At 56.7% G+C, this 24,536-nt stretch carries 20 protein-coding genes; 9 read left to right on the top strand and 11 right to left on the bottom strand.

The window, feature by feature from the left end; translation table 11 throughout:
- Position 1 precedes the first annotated feature (1 nt).
- The 6 genes from rsxD to ydgT all read right to left on the bottom strand — a co-directional run bounded on the left by rsxD (position 2) and on the right by ydgT (position 5,820).
- A complete protein-coding gene (rsxD, locus tag HFD95_RS01690; protein ID WP_010670076.1) occupies positions 2–1,060 on the bottom strand; it encodes an electron transport complex subunit RsxD in 1,059 nt (352 codons plus the stop codon).
- Positions 1,061–3,775, bottom strand: coding sequence for an electron transport complex subunit RsxC (gene rsxC / locus HFD95_RS01685; RefSeq protein WP_167429750.1), 2,715 nt, complete (start codon positions 3,773–3,775; stop codon positions 1,061–1,063).
- Entirely contained in the window at positions 3,768–4,346 is a 579-nt protein-coding gene (gene rsxB, locus HFD95_RS01680; protein ID WP_010245386.1) for an electron transport complex subunit RsxB, read from the bottom strand. The genes rsxC and rsxB overlap by 8 nt, the downstream gene beginning before the upstream one ends.
- A complete protein-coding gene (gene rsxA / locus HFD95_RS01675) occupies positions 4,346–4,927 on the bottom strand; it encodes an electron transport complex subunit RsxA (RefSeq protein ID WP_003853423.1) in 582 nt (193 codons plus the stop codon). Before rsxA ends, rsxB begins: the two co-directional genes overlap by 1 nt.
- Positions 4,928–5,050: 123 nt before the next feature.
- Positions 5,051–5,494 carry a DUF2569 domain-containing protein gene (locus HFD95_RS01670; protein ID WP_010245382.1) on the bottom strand — a complete coding sequence of 148 codons (444 nt, stop codon included), beginning with the start codon at positions 5,492–5,494 and terminating at the stop codon, positions 5,051–5,053.
- A 110-nt stretch (positions 5,495–5,604) separates the two neighbouring features.
- Positions 5,605–5,820 carry a transcription modulator YdgT gene (gene ydgT / locus HFD95_RS01665; RefSeq protein WP_003853427.1) on the bottom strand — a complete coding sequence of 72 codons (216 nt, stop codon included), beginning with the start codon at positions 5,818–5,820 and terminating at the stop codon, positions 5,605–5,607.
- A gap of 686 nt (positions 5,821–6,506) precedes the next feature.
- Between ydgT and ytfQ the strand changes: the two genes are divergently transcribed.
- The 4 genes from ytfQ to yjfF all read left to right on the top strand — a co-directional run bounded on the left by ytfQ (position 6,507) and on the right by yjfF (position 11,052).
- Positions 6,507–7,463, top strand: coding sequence for a galactofuranose ABC transporter, galactofuranose-binding protein YtfQ (ytfQ, locus tag HFD95_RS01660; RefSeq protein WP_010245380.1), 957 nt, complete (start codon positions 6,507–6,509; stop codon positions 7,461–7,463).
- A 76-nt stretch (positions 7,464–7,539) separates the two neighbouring features.
- Positions 7,540–9,060: a sugar ABC transporter ATP-binding protein gene (locus HFD95_RS01655; protein WP_010245377.1), complete on the top strand. Its 1,521-nt coding sequence runs from the start codon at positions 7,540–7,542 to the stop codon at positions 9,058–9,060.
- The gene (gene ytfT / locus HFD95_RS01650; protein ID WP_045140388.1) at positions 9,053–10,069 is read left to right on the top strand and encodes a galactofuranose ABC transporter, ATP-binding protein YtfT; all 1,017 of its coding nucleotides are present in this window, start codon (positions 9,053–9,055) and stop codon (positions 10,067–10,069) included. Before HFD95_RS01655 ends, ytfT begins: the two co-directional genes overlap by 8 nt.
- A complete protein-coding gene (yjfF, locus tag HFD95_RS01645; protein WP_010245373.1) occupies positions 10,066–11,052 on the top strand; it encodes a galactofuranose ABC transporter, permease protein YjfF in 987 nt (328 codons plus the stop codon). Before ytfT ends, yjfF begins: the two co-directional genes overlap by 4 nt.
- A 44-nt stretch (positions 11,053–11,096) precedes the next feature.
- Here the strand turns inward: yjfF and HFD95_RS01640 are convergent, their stop codons facing one another.
- From HFD95_RS01640 to HFD95_RS01630, 3 genes are all read right to left on the bottom strand, one after another.
- A complete protein-coding gene (locus tag HFD95_RS01640; protein ID WP_167429749.1) occupies positions 11,097–11,564 on the bottom strand; it encodes a GNAT family N-acetyltransferase in 468 nt (155 codons plus the stop codon).
- 1,061 nt (positions 11,565–12,625) lie between these two features.
- Positions 12,626–14,125 (bottom strand): L-arabinose isomerase, encoded by a 1,500-nt coding sequence (gene araA / locus HFD95_RS01635; RefSeq protein ID WP_010670082.1) that lies wholly within the window; start codon positions 14,123–14,125, stop codon positions 12,626–12,628.
- Positions 14,126–14,327: 202 nt separating this feature from the next.
- Positions 14,328–16,031 (bottom strand): ribulokinase, encoded by a 1,704-nt coding sequence (locus tag HFD95_RS01630; RefSeq protein WP_061703991.1) that lies wholly within the window; start codon positions 16,029–16,031, stop codon positions 14,328–14,330.
- Positions 16,032–16,396: 365 nt separating this feature from the next.
- On the opposite strand from HFD95_RS01630, the gene HFD95_RS01625 reads away from it, so the two are divergent.
- The 5 genes from HFD95_RS01625 (at position 16,397) to HFD95_RS01605 (ending at position 22,139) form a co-directional block, all read left to right on the top strand.
- Positions 16,397–17,380 (top strand): arabinose ABC transporter substrate-binding protein, encoded by a 984-nt coding sequence (locus HFD95_RS01625; protein ID WP_010245365.1) that lies wholly within the window; start codon positions 16,397–16,399, stop codon positions 17,378–17,380.
- Positions 17,381–17,479: 99 nt separating this feature from the next.
- The gene (gene araG / locus HFD95_RS01620; RefSeq protein ID WP_167429748.1) at positions 17,480–19,000 is read left to right on the top strand and encodes an L-arabinose ABC transporter ATP-binding protein AraG; all 1,521 of its coding nucleotides are present in this window, start codon (positions 17,480–17,482) and stop codon (positions 18,998–19,000) included.
- A 12-nt stretch (positions 19,001–19,012) separates the two neighbouring features.
- Positions 19,013–19,996, top strand: coding sequence for an L-arabinose ABC transporter permease AraH (araH, locus tag HFD95_RS01615; protein WP_010245363.1), 984 nt, complete (start codon positions 19,013–19,015; stop codon positions 19,994–19,996).
- A 76-nt stretch (positions 19,997–20,072) separates the two neighbouring features.
- Positions 20,073–20,990 carry an arabinose operon transcriptional regulator AraC gene (araC, locus tag HFD95_RS01610; RefSeq protein ID WP_003853440.1) on the top strand — a complete coding sequence of 306 codons (918 nt, stop codon included), beginning with the start codon at positions 20,073–20,075 and terminating at the stop codon, positions 20,988–20,990.
- A 102-nt stretch (positions 20,991–21,092) separates the two neighbouring features.
- Complete coding sequence (locus HFD95_RS01605; protein WP_167429747.1) at positions 21,093–22,139, top strand: oxidoreductase; 1,047 nt, start codon at positions 21,093–21,095, stop codon at positions 22,137–22,139.
- 82 nt (positions 22,140–22,221) lie between these two features.
- Here the strand turns inward: HFD95_RS01605 and add are convergent, their stop codons facing one another.
- Both add and HFD95_RS01595 read right to left on the bottom strand, forming a co-directional pair.
- Positions 22,222–23,217: an adenosine deaminase gene (gene add / locus HFD95_RS01600; RefSeq protein WP_010245359.1), complete on the bottom strand. Its 996-nt coding sequence runs from the start codon at positions 23,215–23,217 to the stop codon at positions 22,222–22,224.
- A 143-nt stretch (positions 23,218–23,360) separates the two neighbouring features.
- Positions 23,361–24,533 carry a MalY/PatB family protein gene (locus HFD95_RS01595; RefSeq protein WP_167429746.1) on the bottom strand — a complete coding sequence of 391 codons (1,173 nt, stop codon included), beginning with the start codon at positions 24,531–24,533 and terminating at the stop codon, positions 23,361–23,363.
- Between the last annotated feature and the right edge of the window lie 3 nt (positions 24,534–24,536).

The raw sequence follows: 24,536 nt of genomic DNA, 5'->3' as shown, positions 1-24,536 counted from the left end.
CTTAATCCTTCTGATGGCCGTAAACGCGCGGCTGGGTGTAGTAATCGATGAGCGGCACGCAGATGTTCGCCAGCAGCACAGCAAACGCTACGCCATCGGGATAACCGCCAAAACTGCGGATCAGCCAGACCAGTAGTCCAATCAGCGCGCCATACACCAGGCGGCCACGGTTGGTGGTTGAAGCGGTCACCGGATCGGTGGCAATGAAGAACGCACCCAGCATGGTGGCACCGGAGAAAAGATGAATCAGCGGGCTGTTCAGCGATTCCGGTGAGAAGAACCAGCCCAGCGTCGCGCAGAAGGCCAGTGACAGCAGCATGGCGGCAGGGACATGCCAGCGGATAGCATTTTTCCAAAGCAGGAACAGGCCGCCGGCCAGATAACCCACGTTAACCCACTGCCAGCCGAGGCCCGCCAGCACGCCGCTGTAAATCGGCTGCGCCAGCAGATGTTCAGCACTGTGCCCCGCGCGTAAACCAGTTTTAAACGTATCAAGCGGCGTCGCCTGGCTGATGCCATCAACACCCATCTGTAACTGCTGCATGGTTTCACCCGCCAGCGTGTGGCCCTGGAACACCATGCTCAGGCTGTCCATCAGCCCGGGTTTGATCGCCTGAAGCGTATCGGGCGGCAACCAGCTGGTCATCTGCACCGGGAAGGAGATGAGCAGGACCACATAGCCGACCATCGCCGGGTTAAACGGATTCTGGCCCAGTCCGCCATAGAGCTGCTTCGCAATGACGACAGCAAACAGGGTACCGATCACCACCAGCCACCACGGCGCCAGCGGCGGCAGGCTGATACCGATCAGGACGGCGGTCAGCAGCGCCGAGTTATCTGCCAGGGTGCTGGCAACGGGCGCTTTGCGCAGTCGCAGAATCGCTGCCTCTGTCAGCCAGGCGGTCAGCGTCGCCAGTAAGACCTGTAAAAAGGTGCCGTAGCCAAAGAAATAACACTGTGCAGCAAAACCTGGCACCGCGGCCAGCACCACCAGCAGCATGATATTGCCGGTGCTGCGGCGATTATGGGTGTAAGGAGAACTTGCGATACGAAAAGCCATTTAATCCTCAAGCGTCGTAGACGACTGCGCTTTACGCGCTTTGGCACGGGCGATGGCGGCAGCAATAGCGGCCTTGCGCGCATCATCGGGTTGATTCAGTTCAGGTGCCTGTTCAGGTTCTGCATTGGCGTTGTTTGCCTGCTCCTGGGCCTGCTCCGCTTTATCCACCGCAAAATGCGCGGCGGTAGCCAGTGCTGCGGCATCACGTGAAGCGGCATCCGCCTCACTTTCCGCCTGAGCGGCTTTCTTCGCTTTGGCGCGGGCGATGGCGGCCTGAATCGCGGCTTTACGCGGATCGGTCTCAGCGGCGGCGTCCGGCGCAGCCTCTGCAGCGCTGTCGCCTGCGGCCTGCGGTGCCTCGGCGTTTTCTGCCTGTAAGGCTTTCTTCGCTTTGGCACGGGCGATGGCGGCCTGAACCGCGGCTTTACGCGGATCGGTTTCAGCGGCAGCGTCCGGCGCAGCCTCTGCAGCGCTGTCGCCTGCGGCCTGCGGAGCCTCGGCAGCTTCAGCCTGTGCGGCTTTCTTCGCTTTGGCGCGGGCGATAGCGGCCTGAACCGCGGCTTTACGCGGATCGCTTTCAGCGGCGGCGTCCGGCGCGGCGTCTGCAGCGCTGTCGGTTGCGGCCTGCGGAGCCTCGGCGTTTTCCGCCTGAGCGGCTTTCTTCGCTTTGGCGCGGGCGATGGCGGCCTGAACCGCGGCTTTACGCGGATCGGTCTCAGCGGCGGCGTCTGTCGCGGCTTCTGCAGTTTTGTCGCCTGCGGCCTTTGGTGCCTCGGCGTTTTCCACCTGTGCGGCTTTCTTCGCTTTGGCGCGGGCGATAGCGGCCTGAACCGCGGCTTTACGCGGATCGCTTTCAGCGGCGGCGTCCGGCGCGGCGTCTGCAGCGCTGTCGGTTGCGGCCTGCGGAGCCTCGGCGTTTTCCGCCTGAGCGGCTTTCTTCGCTTTGGCGCGGGCGATGGCGGCTTCTACTGCCGATTTACGCGGATCGACACTGGCCTCAGCCTGGTTATCCGCCGCCTCAACCGGCACTGTTTTCTTCGCTTTCGCCCGGGCAATAGCCGCTTCAACCGCCGCTTTACGCGGATCGACGGTCTGACGCGTCACCGGCTGGGTTTCAGCCTGCGCCTCGGCCTGACGCAGACGCGCCTGCGCATGGCGGGCTTCACGCTGGGCTTCAAGCGTTGCCTCATCCGGTTCGGCCGTCTGGCGGGCTTTCACCCGCGCTTTGGCCGCAGCCAGTTCGCTGGTATCGGTGCGGGCAACGCGTTGCTTCGCCTCTTCATGACGCGCTTCACGAGCCTGCTTTTCACGCTCCAGTCGCGCCTGGCGTGCTTCGAAGCGTGCTTTGGCTTCCAGCGTGCGTTTCGCTTCCAGTTCGATGGCGCGCAGTTCCGCTTTTTCCTGACGGTAATATTGCACCAGCGGAATATTGCTCGGGCAGACATAGGCGCAGGCACCACATTCGATGCAGTCATCAATATGGTGAGCGCGCGCTTTATCGTGATCGCCGCCCTGGCTGTACCAGTAAAGCTGCTGCGGCAGCAGTTTGGCCGGACAGGCATCGGCACAGGCTGAACAGCGAATACAGGACTGCTCTTCGTCGTTGTTGCCCATCTCACTGGCAGACGGGGCCAGAATACAGTTGGTGATCTTCACCACCGGCACATCCAGTGATGGCAGGGTAAAGCCCATCAGCGGACCGCCCATGATCACCATCTGACGCGGCGCAGGCGTGAACCCGACCTGGTGTAACAGATGGCTGATCGGGGTGCCGAGACGACTCCAGACGTTACGCGGCTGGGCGATCGCCTCGCCGGTCAGCGTCACAACGCGTTCGGTGATCGGTTCACCATTAATAATGGCCCGCTTAACCGCCCAGGCGGTGCCGACGTTCTGCATCAGCACGCCGATATCGGAGGAACGTCCGCCGTGCGGCACTTCCTTCCCGGTCAGGATTCGGGTCAGCTGCTTGGCACCGCCGGAGGGATATTTGGTCGGGATGACCCGGATGTGCAGATCGCGCTCGCTACCCAGCGCCTGCTTCAGTGCGGCAATGGCTTCAGGCTTGTTATCTTCAATGCCAATCAGCACCTGTTCAGCCTGTAACACCCAGGCGAGAATACGGCTGCCTTCTAGGACTTCGGCAGCGTAGTCCTGCATCAGACGATCGTCAGCGGTGATATAAGGCTCACACTCCGCCGCGTTAATTATCAGGGTTTTAACCCCGCGCAGGCCGCCCTTCAGTTTGGTGGCGGTGGGGAAACCCGCGCCGCCGAGACCGGCAATGCCGGCGTCGTGAATACGCTGCACAATGTCGGCGCGCGGATGCTGCCGGTAGTCAGGCAGCGGATCCAGCGGCATCCAGCGGTCGTCGCCATCTGGCGTCAGGAAAATGCAAAGCTCAGAGAGACCTGAAGGGTGCGCAGTCATATGCTGACCGATATCTTCAATCACGCCGGAGGTGGGCGCGTGGACTGGCAGCATGCGGCCAGTGCCAAATGTCAGAGGCTGACCGCGCAGCACTTTGTCGCCAGGCGCAACGCAGATCTCACCTTCATGTCCGATATGCTGTTTCAGCGGGATAATAAAACGGTGCGGCAACGGCAGTTCGGAGAGCGGCGTGCCGTTGGACTGGGTTTTCATTTCCGGCGGATGAATACCACCCTGAAAATCCCAGACCTTATCTTTTTTCAGGAAGTTAAACAGATTAAGCATGAGTTTCTACCGGGATCACCCGTACAGGAATGGTATTTAAATCCCACTTCCAGTTAGCTGGCGTGGTGGCAACCGGACGCATTTCAATACAGTCAGTCGGGCAGGGCGCGACACAGAGATCGCAGCCGGTGCAGACATCGCTCAGCACGGTGTGCATGGCGCGGGTTGCCCCGACAATGGCATCTACCGGACAAGCCTGAATACATTTGGTGCAGCCAATGCAGTTGGCTTCATCAATAAACGCCACGGTGCGCACCGGCTCTTTCGCCGTTTCGTCGCCATCGATCGGCTGCGGTTCAACGTTAAGCAGGGCTGCCAGCTTGAGCATGGTCTGCTCACCACCTGGCGCGCATTTATTGATCGCTTCACCATTATTGCCGACCGCATCCGCATAGGGACGACAACCCGGATAGCCACACTGACCGCACTGGCTCTGCGGCAGGATGGCATCAATCTGCTCAACAATAGGATCTTCTTCGACCTCAAAGCGGCGCGAGGCGTAACCCAGCAGCGCGCCGAACACCAGGCTCAGCGCACTTAATACGGCAACAGCAATCCAGATCGCGGTCATCAGAATTTCACCAGACCGCTGAAGCCCATAAACGCCAGCGCCATCAGGCCCGCGGTAATCAGGGCGATGGAGTTGCCTTTAAACGGGGCAGGAACATTGGCCAGCACCAGCCGCTCGCGCATACCGGCGAACAGCACCATCACCAGCGAGAAGCCGATAGAGGCACTGAAACCATACAGCGCGGCCTGCATAAAGGTGTGGTTAAGGTTGACGCTCAGCAGAGGTACGCCCAGCACCGCACAGTTGGTGGTGATCAGCGGCAGAAAGATACCCAGCAGACGATAGAGCGACGGGCTGGTTTTACGCACCACCATTTCGGTGAATTGCACCACGACGGCGATCACCAGGATATAGGCCATGGTACGCAGATAGACCAGATCCAGCGGCAGCAGGATCAGATGGTTGACCAGCCATGCGCAGATCGAGGCCAGGGTAATGACGAATGTCGTGGCGAGGCCCATGCCAATCGCCGTTTCCAGTTTTTTGGAAACGCCCATAAAAGGACACAGGCCGAGAAACTTCACTAATACGAAGTTATTCACCAGCACGGTGCCAACAAAGAGAAGCAGATAATCGGTCATTTTTTCGCCTGGGAGCCAGAAAGCGGCTTATTATCATTGATAGCGCGGCGTATCTCAACACCTGCGCCATCTGCTGAGCGGCAGACCGCACTCAGAATTAAATTCCTGACATAACTCACAGCGTTATGGCGCGATAAAGGTCGTTTTTACCCGTTTTGAGCGTTTGAAGTAGGGCGCAAACACCGCAGCGGCCAGCAGCGACAGCAGTAATGTCTGGAGGGCACGGCTATCGGTAACCGGCGTAAAGGCAAAGGTTTTCAGCGCCAGCAGCACGGTAATCAGCAGCCAGAGCAGGTAGTGACGCGGCAGGCGGCGGGAGCGCTTAAAGAACAGCCAGCTGATCCAGAGACTATAAGCCCAGACCGCCACGGCGGTGAGCAGGGAAATAGCCCAGTAAGAGAAGAGTGTGCTGCCGTGAGAAAACAGCGCCACACGCCATTCCGGATTAAACAGTGGTGTCAGATACATCGCCAGCACCAGAACGGTGGTTAACAGGGTCATTATCAGCCAGGCCAGCGGCAGCAAAAGCCAGCCACCAATACGCGGCGCAGCAACCTGTTCATTCATCGTGGTTATTCCTGTCTCGGGGAGTCGAAGCGCAGCAGAATAACATGTCCAGAGGGGCACGCCCATCCGGACAAGATCAGCGGGATAAACAGCGATAAATCAGCCGGAAATCAGACCACGTAGCGCCACACCGTTTTAGGGACACAGCCGAGATCATATAACCGTCCGCCAGAGACCAGTTCAGCACGTCGGTGATCGGCAGCCCGGTACATATTGATGATTTCCAGATCATTCGTCAGGGAGTAATTAAGATGATCGAAAAGCTTTTCCAGACTGTCTGAATTATTTACTTTGCGGAATTTAAGCAGGTAATCGTGCGCAGTCATCATTGCCATAACAGATAGAAGTAACAAAGGAGTGCTCAGTATAGGGGGCAAGCTTATGCTGTCCAGATCATGCGGCTTAAAAAAGGCGAAAATCAGATAAAAGCACCTCATTAGTCACTAAAACTCCATATCTGGCTTTTTTACTATTGTCTGAGCCAGCAACTCAGCGTCTATATCTTAAACACCTCACTAACTTATTACGGACAGAGCCGGCATAAAGCGTTTAAAAGCAGAGGTTAAATATTATTTTTTTCTTATTCAGCGCTGACAATGCATTAGTGGCTTCTTTCTCACCGTTTTAGCCCAAAAAAATTAACCATTCTGCACTTAGTGCCAGAGAAACGTTTCGCCCCTGACTCAGGCCAGCGATCTACTGTGCGGACTATCACAAATCCCATTTTTTGTTCATCGCAGGCCGGATAACCCGTTTTGTACGCCTGGCTGTAATCGTTTCCAGTGGCAGTAAGCATAAGCGATTCTGTTTATTACAATTATTTAACGAGCAGATTTTTTCTACTCAGCCGTTTTATCCATAACTCCCTCGTCAGCCAAACCGTGTGACTACACGTAACCCCTTTAAATTGCTCTGTTTTGTGAAGTGTGTCGCCATTATGCACGCTTTTTTAGTCCAGTCTAAGCAGGCTCTCTACCCTAAACAGCAAACGCCTTTCAGAGGATTAAAAACTATGTGGAAACGTTTACTTCTGACCACGCTGGTCAGCGCCGCGTTAACCGGCCCGGTACTCGCTGCAGATATGACGGTCGGCTTCTCGCAGGTAGGTTCGGAATCTGGCTGGCGTTCGGCGGAAACCAACGTAGCGAAAAGCGAAGCCAAAAAACGCGGAATCACCCTGAAAATCGCCGACGGACAGCAGAAACAAGAGAATCAGATCAAGGCGGTACGTTCATTCATCGCTCAGGGCGTTGATGCCATCTTCATCGCACCGGTGGTGCAGACCGGCTGGGAGCCGGTACTGGAAGAAGCCAAAGATGCCAAAATCCCGGTTTACCTGCTGGACCGCGCCATTGTGGTAAAAGACAAATCGCTCTATCAGGCGGTGGTGACGGCTGACAACGTGCTGGAAGGCAAGCTGATTGGCGACTGGCTGGTGAAAACCGTGGGTGACAAGCAGTGTAACGTGGTGGAACTGCAGGGCACGGTGGGTGCCAGCGTGGCAATCGATCGTAAGAAAGGCTTTGCTGAAGCGATCAGCAACCATCCAAACATTAAAGTGATCCGCTCGCAGTCGGGTGACTTTACCCGCAGTAAGGGTAAAGAGGTGATGGAGAGCTTTATCAAGGCGGAGAACAACGGCAAAAACATCTGCATGGTTTACGCGCATAACGATGATATGGCGATCGGTGCCATTCAGGCGATTAAAGAAGCTGGCCTGAAACCGGGCAAAGATATTCTGACCGGCTCGATTGATGGTGTACCGGATATCTATAAAGCGATGCTGGCGGGTGAGGCTAACGCCAACGTGGAGCTGACGCCAAACATGGCTGGCCCGGCGTTTGATGCGCTGGAAAAATTCAAGAAAGATGGCACGCTGCCGCCAAAAGTGATCAAGACCGAATCTAAGCTGTTCCTGCCTGCCGACGCGCAGAAGGAGCTGGATACCAAAAAAGGCATGGGTTATTGATTCACCGATCAGCCGCAGACCAGCCGCAGACCGCCCTACGGGGCGGTTTTTCATGACGTGAGGCGGAGTGAGCAGAATGACCACGCAAAATGAAACACCGCTGTTATCCATCAGCGGCGTCAGCAAAGGTTTTCCCGGCGTCAAAGCGCTGAATAATGTTTCCTTTGATATCCGTAAAGGGGAGATCATGGCGCTGCTGGGGGAGAACGGTGCCGGCAAGTCCACCCTGATTAAAGTGCTGACCGGTGTTTACAGCCGTGATGCAGGGACCATCACCCTGAATGGTGAGCCGATTACGCCGCATAATACGGCGCAGGCGCAGGAGATGGGTATCGGCACCGTTTATCAGGAAGTGAATATGCTGCCGAACATGTCGGTGGCAGATAACCTCTATATTGGCCGCGAACCACGCCGCTTTGGCATGATTGACCGTCGCCGGATGGTGCGGGAGGCCGATGCGCTGATGCGGAACTATGGTTTTTCCCTTGATGTGACACGTCCGCTGGGCCACTACTCGGTGGCGATGCAGCAGATTATCGCCATCTGCCGCGCGGTCGATCTTTCCGCCCAGGTTTTGATCCTGGATGAGCCGACAGCCAGTCTGGATGCCAGCGAGGTTGAGATGCTGTTTACCCTGATGGCGCAGTTAAAAGCCAAAGGGATGAGCCTGATTTTTGTGACGCACTTTCTCGACCAGGTGTACCGCATTACTGACCGGATTACCGTGCTGCGTAACGGGCAATTTATCGCCACCCGCGATACCGCCACGCTGCCGCAGATTGAGCTGATTAAGCTGATGCTGGGTCGCGAACTGCTGGAGACGGCGCTGCAGCGGCAGGGCAGCACGCTGCGCAGCAATCAGCCGGTGGTGTCGTTTGAAGATTACGGCAGGAAAGGCACCATTGAGCCCTTTAACCTGGAAGTTCGTCCAGGCGAAGTCGTGGGACTGGCGGGGCTGCTGGGTTCGGGCCGCACCGAAACCGCCGAGGTGTTGTTTGGTATTCGTCGTGCCGACCGAGGAACAGCGAAGATCAAAGGCAAGGTGCAGCGCATTACTAATCCGGCGAAAGCCTCGCAGCTGGGCATGGGTTTTTGCCCGGAAGACCGTAAGACAGACGGGATTATCGGCGCGGCCTCGGTGCGTGAAAATATTATTCTGGCGTTGCAGGCGCAGCGCGGCTGGCTACGGCCGATTAAGAAGCGCGAGCAGCAGGCGATTGCCGATCGTTTTATCAAGAGTCTGGGTATTCGTACGCCGCATGCAGAGCAGCCTGTGGAGCTGTTATCGGGCGGCAACCAGCAGAAGGTGCTGCTGTCGCGCTGGCTGGTGACCAAACCGCAGTTTTTAATCCTCGACGAACCGACGCGCGGCATTGATGTGGGCGCGCACGCCGAGATTATCCGTTTAATTGAATCCCTGTGCGCCGATGGTCTGGCGCTGCTGGTGATCTCCTCTGAACTCGAAGAGCTGGTCGGTTATGCCGATCGGGTGTTGATTATGCGCGATCTGAAGCAGGTGGCAGAAATTCCGCTGGAGCAGCTTTCGGTAGCGTCGATCGTCAATGCTATCGCGGACGGAGGGGTAAAACATGCTTGAGTCCCCTATGACATCTGAAAAAACGCCACGTCGTAAGCTGAAACTCCCGCCAGGGATGCCGCAAATCGCCGCGCTGCTGTTGGTGCTGTTGATTGACAGTCTGGTGGCCAATAACTTTTTTGCCGTGCATCTGCAGGATGGGCGTCTGTTCGGCAGTCCGATCGATATTCTTAACCGTGCGGCACCGGTTGCCCTGCTGGCGATCGGGATGACGCTGGTGATCGCCACCGGCGGCATCGATCTTTCCGTGGGTGCGGTGATGGCGATCGCAGGCGCGACGGCTGCGACATTGACCGTAGCCGGACACGGTGTGCCGTTTATTATTCTCTGCACGCTGGGAACCGGTTTAGCCTGTGGCGTATGGAATGGCGTGCTGGTGGCGCTGCTGCGTATTCAGCCATTTGTTGCCACGCTGATTCTGATGGTCGCCGGGCGCGGAATCGCTCAGCTGATTACGCAGGGGCAGATTGTGACGTTCGACAGTGACAGTCTTGGCTGGTTTGGTAACGGCTCGCTGTGGATGTTGCCGGTCCCGGTCTGGATCACACTCGTGGTAGCGCTGGCGGTCTGGTTGCTGACGCGCAAAACCGCGCTGGGTCTGTTTATCGAAGCTGTTGGGATTAATCTGCGCGCGGCCCGTAACGCGGGTGTGACAGGCTGGCTGGTGGTGATGTCAACCTACGCCATAAGTGGCGTTTGTGCCGCTGTTGCGGGGCTGATCGTCGCGGCGGATATACGCGGTGCGGATGCCAATAACGCCGGATTATGGCTGGAGCTGGATGCGATTCTCGCCGTGGTGATTGGCGGTGCGTCGCTGATGGGTGGCCGTTTTAATCTGGTGTTGTCGCTGATCGGCGCGCTGATTATTCAGTCGATGAATACCGGGATTTTGCTCTCCGGCTTCCCGCCTGAGCTGAATCAGGTGGTGAAAGCGGTGGTGGTGATGTGCGTGCTGTTGCTGCAGTCACCACGGTTTATTGCGATATTGAAACGGAGACGCCCGACATGATTAAACGTCATCTTCCGCTGATGATCACCTTGCTGGTGTTTGTGGCGGGTTACCTGTTTTGTCTGAGTCAGTTTCCGGGCTTTGCCTCCACCCGGGTAATCTGCAATATTCTGACCGATAATGCTTTCCTTGGGATTATCGCCGTCGGCATGACCTTCGTGATTTTATCGGGCGGTATCGATCTGTCTGTGGGTGCAGTGATCGCCTTTACCGGCGTGTTTCTTGCCCGGGCGATCGGTGATTTTCATATCGATCCCTTGCTGGCCTTTGCGCTGATTCTGTCGCTGGGCGCGCTGTTCGGCGCCATGATGGGCTGGCTGATCGATGCACTGAAGATTCCGGCATTTATCATTACGCTGGCGGGGATGTTTTTCCTGCGCGGATGCAGTTATCTGGTGTCGGAGAACTCAATTCCTATCGATCATCCGTTCTACAGCATGCTTTCCAGTCTGGCGTGGAAAGTGCCGGGCGGTGGGCGTCTCAGCCTGCTGGCGGTGATTATGCTTGTGGTGGTGTCTGGCGGGATTATTCTGGCGCACCGCACGCGTTTTGGTAACCGGGTTTACGCCATCGGTGGCAATATGACATCCGCCCAGCTGATGGGCGTTTCGACCCGTGCGACCACCATTAAGATTTATATGCTTTCCACCACGCTGGCGACGCTGGCCGGGATCGTGTTCTCGATTTATACCTCGGCAGGTTATGCGCTGGCAGGGCTGGGTGTGGAGCTGGATGCGATCGCGTCAGTGGTGATTGGCGGCACGCTGCTGTCGGGTGGTGTCGGTACCGTTTTGGGCACGCTGTTCGGTGTGTTGATTCAGGGGCTGATTCAGACCTGGATTAACTTCGACGGTACGCTGAGTTCCTGGTGGACCAAGATCGCCATCGGAATTCTGCTGTTTGCGTTTATCGCCCTGCAGCGGTTACTGACGGTCATCTGGGATCGTCAGCAGAACGCGCCCGTTAAGCGATTACCTTCCTGAGTTCTTCAGTACTCCGATCAATGGCGGCTCGCAGGAGCCGCCTTTTACTGCGCCAGAGGCAGCACCATTACCGTAACTTCTTCACCCGCGATTTGCCGCTGTTCCACCGCCTGCCATCCTGAACGCTGATAGTACGCCTGTTGATCGGGTGTATAGAGCCACAGTTCACCCATCTGCTGTTGTCTGGCTCGCGCAATCGCCTGCTGTATTAACGCTTTTGCCACGCCCTGACCCCGGAATGCCTTGTCCGTCACCACCTCACCAATCCAGAATTCTCGTGCCGGAATGTCATCCAGTTCATAGCGAATGACGCTGCAGGTCGCGACCACCGTTTCGCCATCCGGTGTGGCAATAAGAGTAAATTCTGCCGAAGGTTTCTGATTGCGCTGTTTTAAACGCTCAAGGATTGCAGGCGGGTGAGACCATGCAGGAAGGTGTGACCATTCAGTGTGCAACAGTTGTGCGGTTTGTCCGGCGAGGCCGGGATGTTGGTTTAGCTCGGCAATTTGCATGGCGCTGGCGACCTTTGTTTTTTCAGGCTACAAGCAATACAGGCTGGTGGGGGAAAGTGCAAGTTCAAGAAAGGGTTAAGTTATAGCAAAGACTTAGGTTCTCTTTTGTATGACAGCAAAAACAATCGCTATTGGATTTAGGTGCAAGGTCAGGAAAGGTATGCCTGATCGCAAAGGATTCCCGCATCCATGCGGATCGGCCGCGCCATCCCTGGCGCGGACGCTTTGCTCTTCAGGCATACCATTCCTTCCCGGTTGGGCTAATGCATCGCTTCAAGAAGCAGGACAGTGGATATTTCTATTGATGGTGGATTAATACAAATTGCTGTTGGCTGATGAGAAAGGTCAGGAAAGGTATGCCTGATCGCAAAGGATTCCCGCATCCATGCGGATCGGCCGCGCCATCCCTGGCGCGGACGCTTTGCTCTTCAGGCATACCTTTCCTTCCCGGTTGGGCTGATGCATCGCTTTAAGAAGCAGGACAGTGGATATTTCTATTGATGGCGGATTAATACAAATTGCTGTTGGCTGATGAGAGAGGTCAGGAAAGGTATGCCTGAACGCAAAGGATTCCCGCATCCATGCGGATCGGCCACGCCATCCCTGGCGTGGACGCTTTGCTTTTCAGGCATACCTTTCTTTCCCGGTTGGGCTGATGCATCGCTTTAAGAAGCAGGACAGTGGATATTTCTATTGATGGTGGATTAATACAAATTGCTGTTGGCTGATGAGAAAGGTCAGGAAAGGTATGCCTGATCGCAAAGGATTCCCGCATCCATGCGGATCGGCCGCGCCATTCCTGGCACGGACGCTTTGCTTTTCAGGCATACCATTCCTTCCCGGTTGGGCTTGATCATTGCTTTTAAAAACATGCGAGAAAGTATTAATAAGGGGTAGATAACGAGCAGTGAATTAAGGTGTTCGCCGCATGGGATTTTCAATTCCCGACTGAATAGCACAGTATTTATCAAAAACTGATGCCGCATAATCCTGCGTCGGCCGTTTCATTAACTTACTTAAGAGCGCTGTTAATTAAAAAATTGAACAGCGCCCTTTAGTTATTAACGTTTCAAACGGTAATACGCTTCGTTCCAGCGCAGTGCGTCTTTAAACGCAGGTAAACGCGTGTGCTCATCAATCACCAGCACTTCGATATCGTTCATCTCACCGTACAGATACATATCATCCAGCGTCAGCGCCTGGCTGAACACCGTATGGTGCGCGCCGCCGCCCAGAATCCACGCTTCGGATGCCGTTGCCAGTGACGGCTGGGCTTTCCACAGTGCGCGCGCAACCGGCAACTTCGGCAGCGGTTTCGGCTGTTCGATAGCATCCACCACGTTAACCAGCAGACGGAAACGATCACCCATATCAATTACGCTGGCGTTAATCGCGCGACCCGCTGGCGTTGAGAAAATCATGCGCGCCGGATCGGCTTTATCACCAATGCCCAGGAACTGCACATCGATCAATGGCTTCTCTTCAATGGCAATCGACGGGCAGACCTCCAGCATATGCGAGCCGAGAACCAGATCGTTACCGGGTGAGAAGTGATAGGTGTAATCCTCCATAAAGGAGGTGCCACCTTTGCGATCGCCTGCCAGTACTTTGAAAATGCGCAGCAGCGCAGCAGTCTTCCAGTCACCTTCACCTGCGAAGCCATAGCCCTGACCCATCAGACGCTGAACCGCCAGACCTGGCAACTGCGTCATGCCATGCAGCGTCTGGAAGTTGGTGGTGAAAGCGTGGCAGCCTTCTGCTTCCAGGAAACGCTTCAGACCCAGCTCGATGCGCGCGGCATCCAGCACGTTCTGACGCTTTTCGCCGCCGGAAGCGGCAACATCGGTAAAGCGATAAAGGCTTTCATATTCATCGACCAGCGCATTCACGTCGCCATCGCTGACGCCATTGATCACCTCAACCAGATCGCCGACGCCCCAGCCATTCACCGAATAACCGAACTGAATCTGCGCGGCGACTTTATCGCCTTCGGTCACGGCCACTTCACGCATGTTGTCGCCAAAACGCGCAACTTTCAGCTGCTGACTGGCCTGTTTTGTCAGTGCTGCACGCATCCAGTTGCCGAGGCGCTGCTGGCTGGCGCTATCCTGCCAGTGACCGGTCACCACGCTGTGCTGCAGGCCCATACGGGCGCCGATGAAACCGAACTCGCGGCCGCCGTGTGCGGTCTGGTTCAGGTTCATAAAGTCCATGTCCATGCTGTCCCACGGAATCTCCGCATTGAACTGGGTATGGAATTGCAGCAGCGGCTTATTCAGCACGCTCAGGCCACCGATCCACATTTTGGCCGGGGAGAAGGTGTGCAGCCAGGTAATGATACCGACGCACTCCTTGTCATAATTGGCATCGCGACACAGAGCCAGCGCTTCATCCGGTGATTTAACCAGCGGTTTCAGCTCCAGACGCAGCGGTAAACCGGCCTGATTTAAACCCTCTACCACCTGACGTGCATTCTGTTCAACCTGGCGTAACGTCTCCGCCCCGTAGAGGTGCTGCGTGCCGATGACAAACCACACGCTGTAGCTGTTTGACTGTTCCATAAAACCACTCCTTTACTTTGAGCCTACCTCAATAGGCTATTTTATTTGTCAGTCTGAACCTGGGCAGTGCTCACACAGGCTGCTTTAGCAACCTGAACGCCCGTCAGGGCGGCCCTGAAAGGGCGAGCGTAGCGAGTAATCCTCACGTACTCCGTGTACTACGGATTGTTCCGCGCTGTCCGTGTCCAGACTGCCTGCAACATTACGCCTGCTGGGATAGGCTCTTAGCGGAAGCGGGGCGTGCGGCGTATTGCGGTTCAGCCGCCACGCACCATTGTTGATAGCGTTGATAAAGTTGTTGATAGCGGGCGACGCGCGCCGGGTCGGGCTGCAGCGTCACGGCAATCGGGCTGGCCATCACCTGCTGGGCGTCGGGAACGCTGGCGTGCACACCGGCGGCGACGGCGGCGAAAATGGCCGCACCCAGCGCACAGCACTCGTCAGAGGCGACGATATCCAGTGGGCGATTCATCACATCGCAGCAGGCTTGCATAATTGCCGGGGATTTCCGCGCGATGCCGCCCAGGGTCAGAATGCTCTCGACCGGGATCTGCTGCTGTTCGAAGCACTCCATAATTGCGCGTGCGCCAAATGCGGTGGCGGCGACCAGACCACCAAACAGCGCGGGGGCATCGGTGCCCAGATTGAGGTCGGTAATCACCCCTTTCAGCCGCTGATTAGCATTTGGCGTGCGGCGACCGTTAAACCAGTCCAGCACCACCGGCAGATGGTCGAGCTGCGGGTTTGCGGCCCAGGCCTCGGTCAGATCTTTAATCAGACTCTTTTGCATCTCAGCCAGCTGAGGCTTCAGCTCCGGATGCTGCTGCGCCGCCAGCTGCAGCGGCCAGCCCAGTAAACGGCTGAACCAGGCGTAGATATCACCAAAGGCAGACTGACCCGCCTCCAGCCCGATAGCGCCTGGCATTACGCTGCCATCGACCTGACCACAGATGCCTTTGATGTCGCGATCGCCGACCTTTTCACTATCCGCAATCAGGATGTCGCAGGTCGAGGTGCCGATCACTTTCACCAGGGTATAGGGTTTGGCACCGCCACCGACCGCGCCCATATGGCAGTCAAATGCGCCACCCGAAAGCGTCACGGTTTGCGTCAGACCAAGACGCTGCGCCCATTCAGGGCTAAGCGTGCCGACAGGCAGATCAGCGGTCCAGGTATCAGTAAACAGGGGAGAGTCGAGCTGTTGCGTCAACAGCGGGTCCAGCGCATTGAGAAAATCGACATCGGGCAGGCCGTTCCAGTCGCCGTGCCACAGCGCCTTGTGCCCGGCCGCACAGCGCCCCCGACGCAATTTGTCAGGTGCAGTGGTGCCGCTTAACAAGGCTGGCACCCAGTCGCACAGTTCGACCCAGGAGACAGCGGCGTCACGCACGGCCGCATCTTCACGCGACACGTGCAGAATCTTCGCCCAGAACCACTCAGAGGAGTAAATCCCGCCAATATAGCGGCTGTAATCCTGGAAGCGGCCGCTGTGGCACAGCTGATTGATCTCTTCCGCTTCTTCTATAGCGGTGTGATCTTTCCACAACACAAACATCGCGTTGGGGTTGTCGGCGAACTCCGGACGCAGCGCCAGCACGTTGCCGTCGCGGTCAATAGGGGCAGGGGTCGAACCGGTGCTGTCAACACCAATGCCGACCACGGCGTTGCGCTGATCTTCACTCAGTGCATTCAGCACGCCGAGCAGCGCCTGCTCCATGGCGTCGATGTAATCCTGTGGATGGTGACGAAAACGGTTAGTGTGCGGATCGCTGTATAAGCCCTGTTGCCAGCGCGGATAGCTGAACACCGCACTCTGCAGCTCTTTGCCGCTATGACAATCCACGGCCAGCGCACGCACCGAATCACTACCAAAGTCCAGCCCAAGGGTGATGGCTCCAGCACGCATCGGAATCTCCTGTAGTTAGTTAACTCCTGTATCCTGGGTTCGGCGCGCGAAATCAGTTAGTCATCGCTGGCTGACAATATGCACTTTTCTGTCATCGGCAGTGATTTTGTGATCCATTGCAAAAGTTAAGGTCCGGTTAAATTTGCTGAATATATGGATCATTTTGTCGTGATTTTAAGATGTGATACCGCTCTACATTTTTCTTCGCTAATACCGCTAAAACTAGCCCAGCGTCTGGACAGTCTGTCAGCACATGCCAGCCTAACGCACTGATTTATGGCTGTACCCACAAAACAAAACAAACTGGTAGCGTTTACACCGATTCGTTATTAGCAGCGAAAAATAACCTGGTACCGGAGAGCATCATGCATAAATTCACTAAAGCGTTCGCGGCCATCGGCCTGGCAGCGGTTATGTCACAATCCGCTATCGCCGAGACCATGAAGCTGGGATTCTTAGTCAAGCAACCAGAAGAACCCTGGTTCCAGACTGAATGGAAATTCGCCGACAAAGCGGGCAAAGATCTTGGCTTTGATGTCATTAAAATTGCCGTGCCGGATGGTGAAAAAACCCTGAATGCCATCGACAGCCTGGCGGCTAACGGCGCGAAAGGTTTTGTTATCTGTACGCCCGATCCGAAACTCGGCTCTGCCATCATGGCAAAAGCGCGTGGCTACGGTCTGAAAGTCATCGCGGTCGATGACCAGTTCGTCACCGCCAAAGGCAAACCAATGGATACCGTGCCGCTGGTGATGATGGCTGCGACCAAAATTGGTGAGCGTCAGGGTCAGGAACTCTATAAAGAGATGCAGAAACGCGGCTGGGATGTGAAAACCACCGGCGTGATGGCGATTACCGCTAACGAACTCGACACTGCTCGTCGTCGTACCGGCGGCTCCATGGACGCCATCAAAGCCGCTGGCTTCCCGGCAGCGCAGATCTACCAGGTCCCGACCAAATCTAACGACATCCCTGGCGCATTTGACGCCGGTAACTCTCTGCTGGTTCAGCATCCTGAAGTCAAACACTGGCTGATTGTCGGCATGAACGACAACACTGTGCTGGGCGGCGTGCGCGCGACCGAAGGTCAGGGCTTTAAAGCCGCTGACGTCATCGGTATCGGCATCAACGGCGTGGATGCCATCAGTGAACTGTCGAAAGAGAAAGCGACCGGCTTCTACGGATCGCTGCTGCCAAGCCCGGATATCCACGGCTACAAAAGCAGCCAGATGCTCTACAACTGGGTCAGCAAAGGTGAAGAGCCACCGAAATTCACCGAAGTTACCGATGTGGTGCTGATCACCCGTGACAACTTCAAAACTGAACTGGCGAAAAAAGGACTGATGTAACCCTGAGCCTGCCAGGCAGTTTGTCGCCTGGCATCCTTAATAGCCAATTTCGCGCCGCCCGCCATAACCGGCCGGTGGCGCGAAAGAGTGAGGAAAAACATGAACACTGATTCAGCATTTCTGTCGTTTCATGGCATCAGTAAAACCTTCCCTGGCGTCAAAGCGTTGCAGGATATCTCCTTCGACTGCCGTGGCGGTGAAGTCCATGCTCTGATGGGCGAGAACGGCGCAGGCAAATCGACGCTGTTAAAAATACTCAGCGGCAGTTATCAGCCGAGCGGCGGTGAGATTCGTATTAAAGGCCAGCCGATGAGCTTTCAGCGCACCACCGATGCGCTGGACGCGGGCGTCGCCATTATTTACCAGGAACTGCATCTGGTGCCGGAAATGAGCGTGGCAGAGAACATCTATCTCGGTCAGATCCCGCACAAACATGGGCTGGTCAACCGTAAGCTGATGCGTTTTGAGGCGGGCCTGCAACTGAAAAATCTCGGCATGGATATCGATCCCGATATGCCGCTGAAATATCTGTCGCTGGGGCAGTGGCAGATGGTGGAGATTGCCAAAGCGCTGGCGCGTAACGCGCGCATTATCGCCTTTGATGAGCCAACCAGCTCACTTTCAGCGCGTGAAATCGACAACCTGTTCCGCGTCATCCGTCAGCTCCGTGAGGAGGGCCGGGTGGTGCTCTACGTTTCACACCGCATGGAGGAGATCTTCGCCCTCAGCGATGCCATCACCGTTTTCAAAGATGGCCGCTACGTGCGGACGTTTATCGATATGGCCAACACCCATCACGACGATCTGGTGCAGGCGATGGTGGGACGAAACCTCGGGGATATTTATGGCTATTCACCGCGTGCTAAAGGCGCGGTGCGGCTGGAGCTGGACAAGGTCGAAGCGAAGGGCGTGCGGACGCCGATTTCGCTGAAAGTCCATGCCGGTGAAATCGTCGGCCTGTTTGGCCTGGTCGGTGCCGGTCGCAGTGAACTGCTGAAAGGGCTGTTCGGCGGCACGCGTCTGCGCGGCGGTCAGGTGATTCTGGACGGCAAACCGCTGCCGCTGCGGGAGCCGATCGATGCCATCCGTGCGGGCATCATGCTCTGCCCGGAAGATCGCAAAGCCGAGGGCATTATTCCGGTGCATTCGGTGCGCGACAACATCAATATCAGCGCCCGTCGTCATAACCTTACTGCGGGCTGCCTGATTAAAAACGGCTGGGAAAATAAAAATGCCGACAGCCATATCCGCTCGCTGAACATCAAAACGCCCAGCGCCGATCAGCTGATCATGAACCTTTCCGGCGGCAACCAGCAGAAGGCGATTCTGGGACGCTGGCTGTCAGAGGATATGAAGGTGATCCTGCTGGATGAGCCAACGCGCGGTATCGATGTCGGTGCCAAACATGAAATCTATAACCTGATTTATCAGCTGGCGAACCGGGGCATTGCGGTGCTGTTCGCCTCCAGCGATTTACCGGAAGTGATGGGCCTGGCCGATCGCATCGTGGTGATGCGCGAAGGTGCCATTGCCGGTGAACTGCTACACGACGACGCCACGGAGCAGCAGACGCTGAGCCTGGCGATGCCCAAAACCACTCAAGCGGCCGCCGTGGCCTGACAGGAGATCATCATGGCTTCATCCACGACCTCAAATACGCCGCAGCCCGCTTCACGCGGCGGCCTGCAGTTAGGTCGCATCTGGGACAACTTCGGCATGCTGGTGGTATTTGCACTGCTGTTTATTGTCTGTGCGATCTTTGTGCCGAACTTCGGCTCGTTTATCAATATGAAAGGCTTAGGGCTGGCAATGTCGATGTCCGGCATGGTCGCCTGCGGCATGCTGTTCTGTCTGGCCTCCGGTGATTTTGACCTGTCGGTCGCTTCCGTCATCGCCTGTGCGGGTGTAGTTACCGCCGTGGTGATTAACATGACCGAAAGCCTGTGGATTGGCGTGGGTGCCGGTCTGGTACTCGGTATGATCACCGGCTTTATCAACGGCTTTGTGATTGCCCGCCTCAAGATCAATGCGCTGATCACCACGCTGGCGACCATGCAGATTGTCCGCGGCCTGGCCTATATCTTCTCTGACGGTAAAGCGGTCGGTATCGAAGATGAGCGCTTCTTTGAACTGGGCTTTGCTAACTGGCTTGGCGTGCCTGCGCCAATCTGGCTGACCCTGGCCACCATGCTGATCTTCGGCTTCCTGCTCAACAAAACCACCTTTGGCCGTAACACCCTGGCGATTGGCGGCAATGAAGAAGCCGCACGTCTGGCTGGTGTGCCGGTGGTGCGCACCCGCATCATCATCTTTATCCTCTCCGGTCTGGTTTCAGCGGCGGCGGGCATCATCCTGGCGTCACGTATGACCAGCGGCCAGCCAATGACCTCCATCGGCTATGAGCTGGTGGTGATTTCTGCCTGCGTGCTGGGTGGCGTTTCGCTGAAGGGCGGCATCGGTAAAATCTCCTATGTGGTGGCAGGGGTGCTGATCCTCGGCACGGTAGAGAATGCGATGAATTTATTGAATATCTCGCCATTCTCACAGTATGTGGTACGCGGTCTGATACTGTTAGCTGCGGTGATTTTTGACCGTTACAAACAGAAAAAAGCCTGATTGAGCGAGCCGTTGGTCCGCAGAGGCAGAAGCCTCTGCGGGCTATCCGAACAATAACAGACTGAGTGAGGACGCTATGTATCACCGTGAATTACCGGCCGAGCAGCAAAACCCCTTGTTGCCGGGCTATTCATTCAATGCCTGGCTGGTGGCGGGGCTGACGCCCATTACCGCAGATGGCCCGCTCGATTTCTTTATCGATCGCCCGCACGGCATGAAAGGTTACATTCTGAATCTCACTATCAAAGGTAAAGGGCGGGTATTTGACGGCGAGCGGGCATTTGACTGCGAACCTGGCGAAATGCTGCTGTTTCAGCCGAAAACGGCTCACTATTATGGTCGCGCGCCGGACAGCCCGCAGTGGTTTCACCGCTGGGTCTATTTCCGTCCGCGCGCCTACTGGCACGACTGGCTGCGCTGGCAGGATGAGCAGGAGGGCGTGGGACGACTGCTGCTGCCTGAATCGCTGCGTGGCGAATTTGATCGCCTGTTTGCCAGTATCGAACAGACCCACAATTCGGGCCGTCGGTTTGCGGAAGAGCTGGCGATGAACCTGCTGGAACGGCTGCTGCTGCGCGCCGTTGAAGAAGATCCTCGTAGCCATCAGTTAATTCGCGATCCGCGCGTGATTGAAGCCTGCCAGTACGTCACCAACCATCTCGCCAGTGAGGTTAAGATTGAAGAGGTGGCGCGCCACGTCTGTCTGTCACCGTCGCGGCTGGCGCACCTGTTCCGCGAGCAGATGGGCGTGAACCTGCTGCGCTGGCGTGAAGATCAGCGTGTAATCCGCGCGAAACTGCTGCTGCAGACCACCCAGGAGCCGATCGCCTCGGTAGGACGTGAAGTGGGCTATGACGATCAGCTCTACTTCTCGCGGGTGTTCCGCAAGCGGGTCGGCGTCAGTCCCAGCGACTTCCGCCGCCGTAATCAGGATGCGCACGACAGCCTGGCCGCTCAGACCGCCTGGCCGCTGGCGCGAAGTGCTATCTCTTAGTTTTTTCGGGGAATTCCGGCTTGTCGTCATTTGGTTAATAGTCTTAAATCAATCAGGTTATCAACTAAGAGTCTGGTCAATCAGGCTCTGAGAGGAATCCAAATGAACGATAAATTACGTGTTGGTCTGATCGGCTACGGTTTTGCCAGTAAAACGTTTCACGCCCCGCTGATTGCGGGGACGCCGGACGTCGAGCTGGCAGCCATTTCCAGTAGCGACGCCAGCAAAGTCCACGCCGACTGGCCCGCCGTTAAGGTAGTGGCCGACCCTCAGGCGCTGCTGGACGACCCGACGCTGCAACTGATCGTTATTCCTACCCCCAACGACACGCACTTCCCGCTGGCAAAAGCGGCGCTCAACGCCGGTAAACATGTGGTAGTCGATAAGCCGTTCACCGTGACGTTGTCACAGGCACGTGAACTGGATGCGCTGGCGAAAGCCAAAGGGCTGCTGCTGTCGGTGTTCCACAACCGCCGCTGGGACAGTGACTTCCTGACGCTGAAATCGCTGATTGAGGCCGGTACGCTGGGTGAAGTGCGCTACTTCGAATCGCACTTTGACCGCTTCCGTCTGGAAGTGCGTAATCGCTGGCGTGAAATGAAAGGCGCAGGCAGCGGAATCTGGTATGACCTGGGGCCGCATCTGCTGGACCAGGCGCTGCAGCTGTTTGGCCCGCCGGTCGCTATCACGGTTGATCTGGCCGAGATGCGTCCGGGCGCGCAGACCACCGACTACTTCCACGCGACGCTGACTTATCCGCAGCGTCGTGTCGTGCTGCACGCCAGCATGCTGGTAGCGGCAGAATCTGCCCGTTATACCGTCCACGGCACGCGCGGCAGTTACGTCAAATATGGTCTTGATCCGCAGGAAGATCGCCTGAAGTCAGGTGATTTCCCGACCCAGGAAGACTGGGGCTATGACATGCGTGATGGCACTCTGACGCTGGTTGACGGAGATTCCCTGACCGAAACGACCCAACTGACCCAGCCAGGGAACTATCCCGCTTACTATGCGGGCATCCGCGATGCGATTGCCGGACGTGGTAACAATCCGGTGACAGCGGAAGAGGCGATTCATGTGATGGAGCTGATCGAGTTAGGTCTGCAATCCGCCGAGAAACGCCAGACGATGTCGCTAAAGCGCGTTTAATCGGTCGGTGCTTAAAACGCAATAAGTAAAAAAGCGAAACGGGCCGGATATCCGGCCCGTTTTTTGTCGCTACGCTTCAGGATTACTGCACCCGGGCGCGAAGAGCCGCTTTCTCTGCTTCGCTAAGGAACGCAATCGTCAGACCATTTTCCTGCGCCTGACGGATCTGCGCCGCGCTCAGACCGGCAGCCGGAGCGGCGTGATGATACTCATGCGCCAGTTCAATGCCCTGAACCGCCGGATCATCCGTGTTAATCGTCGCCAGAATGCCATGCTCCAGGAAGGTCTTCAGCGGATGCTGCGCCAGTGATGGCACGGTGCTGGTCTGGATATTGGAGGTCAGGCAGGATTCAATACCAATACGGTGCTCCGCCAGGAAATCCATCAGCGCGCGATCTTCAATCGCTTTCACGCCGTGACCGATACGTTCTGCACCCAGCTCCCGAATCGCCTGCCAGATGCTCTCGGGTCCGGCCGCTTCGCCCGCATGGACGGTCACGCGGAAACCGGCATCGCGCGCCTGGGTAAAGTGGCTCAGGAACTCGCTGCCCGGGAAGCCCAGCTCATCACCCGCCAGATCGACCGCGGTGATGTGATCACGATGGGCAAGCAAACCTTCCAGTTCGCTGAGGCAGGCATCTTCGCCAAAGGTACGACTCATGATACCGATCAGACGCACGTCGATATCGTGCTGCTGACGGCCTGCGCGCACGCCCTCAATTACCGCTTCAACCACACCGGCAATCGGCAGGTTGTGGGTCATCGCCATATAACCAGGGGAAAAACGCAGTTCAGCATAGTGAATGCCCGCGCGGGCGGCATCTTCGACATTCTCCTGCGCAATCCGGCGGCAGGCATCCAGATCACCCAGCACTTTCACACCCCAGTCGAGCTTCTGCAGGAAGCTCACCAGGTCAGGCTCATTCTGGCCGACCTGCACATGCGGACGCAGCGTCTCCAGCGTGGAAGCAGGCAGGGCGAGGTTAAACTGGCGACCTAAATCGAGAATGGTTTGTGCACGGATGTTGCCATCAAGGTGGCGGTGAATATCAGTCAGAGGAATTTTAGAATCGATCATGGCGCACTCGCTCAGTTGTCGGTGAAGTGCAGAGCATTATAAAAATATCTTGCGCAACAGCGCCAGCTATTTGCGCAACAGCTGCGCCGGATGCTGCTTAATTACGCATAACCGGCGAGCAATGGTTGCCTCGCCGGTTAATGTCAGCCCTGCAACTGATGGATCGCCGCAATCAGGCGTGAAACGCCCTCATCAACTTTGCTGCGCGGACAGCCAACGTTAAGACGCAAAAATCCTTTGCCTGCATCACCGTAGGTCGATCCGGGCATAATTGCGACCCGTTGCTGGATCAGCGCCTGTTGCAGGGCCTCTTCTGGAATGCCCAGCGGATTGATATCGAGCCAGGCGAGATAGGTCGCCTCGGGAATGTGCCAGTTCAGTGCGGGAAACTCAGCGTTAAGGCGATCGGCAACCAGTGTGAAATTATCATAAAGATAGCTGCGTAACGCATCCAGCCAGGGTGCGCCCTGACGGTAAGCCGCAACGTGTGCCGTGACGGCCAGCACGGCCGGAGAAGAAAGGCCGTCAGCATTTTTCAGCGCCTGAAACCAGGCGGCTCTGTCTGCCGCATCCGGGATGATTCCCCACGCACCGGTCAGTCCCGGCACGTTGAAGCTTTTCGACGCCGAGGTAAACAGCGCCCAGTCACTGCGCGCCACGCTGGCCCACGGAGTATGGGGCTGATTACCCATAATCATATCCATATGGATTTCATCGCTGATCACCCGCACGCCGTGACGATCGCAGAGCGCCGCCATCTGTTGCAGCTCAGCTGCTGTCCACACTTTGCCGGTGGGATTGTGCGGGCTGCAGAGCAACAGGATTTTGCAGCGCGGGCGCGCCAGCCGCGTCTCCAGAGCGGCCATATCACATCGCCAGCTACCGTTATCCCGCTGCAGCGGCATCTCCAGCACCTGTCGCTGATTGCCGCGTACCGTTTTATAAAAAGCATCGTAGGCGGGGGTGTGGAGCACCACTTCATCATCCGGGTTGCTCCAGCGGCGCAGCATCTGCGCCACCATATAGATCACCGAGGGTCCATAAACCAGCGTGTCAGCATCGGGCTGGTAGCCGAAACGGCTGGACATCCAGTGGCAGCAGGCGGAAAGAAAATCGTCATGCTGCCAGCGACTGTAACCCAACACGCCGTGTGCTACGCGCTGTGCCAGCGCCTGCTGAACCGCTGGCGCAGTTCTGAAGTCCATATCCGAAATGGTAAACGGCAGCAGATCGGGGACGCCAAAGCGGTCAGCCACGAAATCCCACTGGGTCGACCAGCTGCCGCGGCGATCGATGACTTCGTCAAAGTTAAACATTAT

It is taken from the genome of Pantoea sp. EKM10T (assembly GCF_011800685.1).
In the GTDB taxonomy this organism is placed as follows: domain Bacteria; phylum Pseudomonadota; class Gammaproteobacteria; order Enterobacterales; family Enterobacteriaceae; genus Pantoea; species Pantoea agglomerans.
This window is presented reverse-complemented; position numbering and strand designations above follow the sequence as displayed.

Excerpts from the sequence above, each read along its gene's own strand:
- HFD95_RS01625 (WP_010245365.1), top strand. The coding sequence starts at position 16,397 with ATGCATAAATTCACTAAAGCGTTCGCGGCCATCGGCCTGGCAGCGGTT.
- rsxB (WP_010245386.1), bottom strand. The coding sequence starts at position 4,346 with ATGACCGCGATCTGGATTGCTGTTGCCGTATTAAGTGCGCTGAGCCTG.
- ytfQ (WP_010245380.1), top strand. The coding sequence starts at position 6,507 with ATGTGGAAACGTTTACTTCTGACCACGCTGGTCAGCGCCGCGTTAACC.
- araC (WP_003853440.1), top strand. The coding sequence starts at position 20,073 with ATGTATCACCGTGAATTACCGGCCGAGCAGCAAAACCCCTTGTTGCCG.
- ytfT (WP_045140388.1), top strand. The coding sequence starts at position 9,053 with ATGCTTGAGTCCCCTATGACATCTGAAAAAACGCCACGTCGTAAGCTG.
- HFD95_RS01670 (WP_010245382.1), bottom strand. The coding sequence starts at position 5,494 with ATGAATGAACAGGTTGCTGCGCCGCGTATTGGTGGCTGGCTTTTGCTG.
- HFD95_RS01605 (WP_167429747.1), top strand. The coding sequence starts at position 21,093 with ATGAACGATAAATTACGTGTTGGTCTGATCGGCTACGGTTTTGCCAGT.
- rsxA (WP_003853423.1), bottom strand. The coding sequence starts at position 4,927 with ATGACCGATTATCTGCTTCTCTTTGTTGGCACCGTGCTGGTGAATAAC.
- araH (WP_010245363.1), top strand. The coding sequence starts at position 19,013 with ATGGCTTCATCCACGACCTCAAATACGCCGCAGCCCGCTTCACGCGGC.
- araG (WP_167429748.1), top strand. The coding sequence starts at position 17,480 with ATGAACACTGATTCAGCATTTCTGTCGTTTCATGGCATCAGTAAAACC.
- araA (WP_010670082.1), bottom strand. The coding sequence starts at position 14,125 with ATGGAACAGTCAAACAGCTACAGCGTGTGGTTTGTCATCGGCACGCAG.
- HFD95_RS01655 (WP_010245377.1), top strand. The coding sequence starts at position 7,540 with ATGACCACGCAAAATGAAACACCGCTGTTATCCATCAGCGGCGTCAGC.
- rsxD (WP_010670076.1), bottom strand. The coding sequence starts at position 1,060 with ATGGCTTTTCGTATCGCAAGTTCTCCTTACACCCATAATCGCCGCAGC.
- yjfF (WP_010245373.1), top strand. The coding sequence starts at position 10,066 with ATGATTAAACGTCATCTTCCGCTGATGATCACCTTGCTGGTGTTTGTG.
- HFD95_RS01640 (WP_167429749.1), bottom strand. The coding sequence starts at position 11,564 with ATGCAAATTGCCGAGCTAAACCAACATCCCGGCCTCGCCGGACAAACC.
- HFD95_RS01595 (WP_167429746.1), bottom strand. The coding sequence starts at position 24,533 with ATGTTTAACTTTGACGAAGTCATCGATCGCCGCGGCAGCTGGTCGACC.
- ydgT (WP_003853427.1), bottom strand. The coding sequence starts at position 5,820 with ATGACTGCGCACGATTACCTGCTTAAATTCCGCAAAGTAAATAATTCA.
- rsxC (WP_167429750.1), bottom strand. The coding sequence starts at position 3,775 with ATGCTTAATCTGTTTAACTTCCTGAAAAAAGATAAGGTCTGGGATTTT.
- HFD95_RS01630 (WP_061703991.1), bottom strand. The coding sequence starts at position 16,031 with ATGCGTGCTGGAGCCATCACCCTTGGGCTGGACTTTGGTAGTGATTCG.
- add (WP_010245359.1), bottom strand. The coding sequence starts at position 23,217 with ATGATCGATTCTAAAATTCCTCTGACTGATATTCACCGCCACCTTGAT.